The organism is Metaprevotella massiliensis (assembly GCF_900241015.1).
Genome location: NZ_LT965946.1, coordinates 1 through 2692, shown reverse-complemented (window position 1 = coordinate 2692; position 2692 = coordinate 1). Strand labels below are relative to the sequence as shown.

The following is a 2692-nucleotide window of genomic DNA, read 5'->3' as shown; positions in this document are numbered from 1 at the left end:
GCGGCTGAATCGCCACCGGAGGTAACAGAAAATGAATAAGGGGGCTTGTCACTAACATGCTGTTATCCGAACTATTGTGTCTCAATGAGTTGGAATGAGGATTTCTATGTTTAGCGGACAGTAATATATTTGTATGGCGTTTACGCTATCCCCATGGAAGAAATGAAGTGGGAAGTTCTGTTTAAGTTGCTTGTATAATGATTCGATAGCCCATCTTAAGCGGTAAATTTCAGCAATATCCCCAACCGTGAGGTCAAAGTTGTTGGTCAATAGCACAACTGGTTTCTTGCTCGCATAAAATATCTCCACCCTTCGTGCCTCATGGATGAGTTCCCCTCTTGTAAAACGTACTTTTTGGTCAATATGTGCCACAAGCCCCTCTGTGTTGACATACATAACGGACTCAAGTACCTCATACTTAAGGTTTTTCTTCATTTTGGTCACGTAGCAAACGCCTTCTTCTGTAAGACGTTGGAGTTGTGCTATGTCGACATAACCACGATCCATTGCCAAAGTGGAATCTTTTGGCAGATGCACCTCTTTTAGCAGGTAATGGTCGTGTTTAGCGGCGGATGTGAGGTGCACCACCATCGGCACGCCGACATGATATTTCATAACCGTATGCACTTTCATGCCACCTTTCTTCTTGCCTGATTTCGGATGCCGCCCAACCCCTTTGAGTATGTTGTCAAAGAGCGTTATTGTGGTGGAATCCATCATGTAAAGCAGCTTCTCCCAGTCTTTAGGTTCGTGCGTCTGCCCCTTATAACTCTTGGCAGGGCGGCTGTCCGCTAAAAACTTCGCAAACTTCTCCAGCAGATATGCATAGACACTTGCAAAGAACTCCTGAGGACGGCGTATATTGGCTTCTGCAAGCGTACTGCGACGAACCAGACAGTTCATTCCGAGGTGTCCGAGCTTGTGAGCCTCCGCCTTCATGCCTGTCTCAAGTTCGCGCAGAGAATCAAAGTGTTTGAGTATGCCGAACAACATTACGACGAGATGTTGGTAACCGTCAAAACGCTTCACATAAGCCTCGCTTCCTTTGGTTTCATGGCTTATTTTAAGAATTTTCTCCTTGTCAAGTAACTTTAATACTTGACTATAGACCGGCTGTCCGGTAAAATGACTATCTTTGCTCGTGGTTATGTTTTTTATTTAGCAAAAACAAAGATAACCAAAAGGGTTGATGCCTCGTGAGAAGTGCCAACCCTAATTTATTTTGTTTAATAAAGTTTTACCGGACAGCAATAAAAATAAATTAGCAGACCCTAATTAGCAGACCCTAATTAGCAGACCCTAACTAAAAGGGCTGAATTCCAAGCGAGGAATCCGGCCCTAATTTTATGTTCAAAAAAAAGTTTTAGCGGACAGCAATAATTTATAATCGTCCCTTTTCTTCATTGCCAGCACCAGTGCCTTTATATTTATTTTTAGTGATGTTGAAATTATATTGAATGCCTATACTAAAAGAACGAGTATCCATATCTTGATTGGTTGTAAACATACTGTTAATACCATACATTGTATATCTCCTCTTTCGGGTATTCAGTAAATCACGTCCCCAAATATTGCAGACCAATTTATTTTTAAAGAAACTCTTATAGATATTCAGGTCTAAAGAACCACTTTCTTTATAAACGCTAAGGCTATTAGCATACGATGAATAATAAGAAATATTAACACTGAAGGTAAAATCCTTCCGAATAACAAAACGGTTATACATTCGAAGAGAATATAGAGGTCGATTAAGAGATAGTCCAGCACCGAATTCATTATCGTCAAAGAATTGCTTTGTAACACTCGCTTCATACATAGGTTGGTAAAAACCTATTTTTGGCGAAGCTGATACCATTACATATAAATTTTGAATTTGGTCTATATTATCATAAGTCTTTAAAAAAATATCACCCTTGTAGGGATGCATCACATAGGCAACTTGATTCTTCGTGTATTTATAACCAGCCGTAAACGTTAACCAATTTCGTTTAGCAGTCAAATCAATTGAATGTATCTTTGCTGAACGAAGAAGAGGGTTGCCACCTTGATACTCATAGCGATTATCGTATTGCATCCAGCTTGAAAGATTACGATAAGATGGTCTTATTATCTTTGCGTTGTATCCTATTAGAGCTTGCCATTTTCCTTTACTCCATGATAGGGAAACATTTGGGAACCAATCCGAGTATTTGCGACTAGCCTCATTCTGCCAGATACCATTAGAAAAATAGTCAGAAACAACATGTTCGTACCTTAATCCAGCACGAGCATGTACATTTCCTATTGATATACTATAATCAAAGAATCCTGCTATGTTTTTCTCTTTTATCTTTGTATTTGTATTTTCAAGAATTCTTTGCACATTGTTATTGTTGGCTTCACTCTGTGCATCAGAATATTCAGATCCCAAATTCAATTTTCCTATCCATATTGGATATGTTAAAATGATTTTTCCTGCCAGCATTTTATTTCTGACAATATTATTTACATCTATAAATTGCAGTCCTAAAATACTGCTATATTCTTCATTGGACTGTGTCTTTGTTTGCTTACTTCGAAAATAGGAGCCATTAATGTCCACAGACAGTTTTCCTACCTTTCCTGTATAGTAAGCATCAAGTTCGTGATCTGGTGTATGATAAGAAGTAAAAGCTGATTTCATTCGTACTTTTTCTTGTATGGAATTTTCCAT

The 2692-nt window shown here is 38.7% G+C and carries 2 protein-coding genes; both read right to left on the bottom strand.

What is annotated here, in order from left to right; translation table 11 throughout:
• Positions 1 to 81 precede the first annotated feature (81 nt).
• Entirely contained in the window at positions 82 to 1149 is a 1068-nt protein-coding gene (locus C1709_RS00885; protein ID WP_219704712.1) for an IS4 family transposase, read from the bottom strand.
• A 232-nt stretch (positions 1150 to 1381) separates the two neighbouring features.
• The coding region (locus C1709_RS00880; protein WP_102285058.1) for an outer membrane beta-barrel family protein at positions 1382 to 2692 on the bottom strand (1311 nt) is incomplete at its 5' end.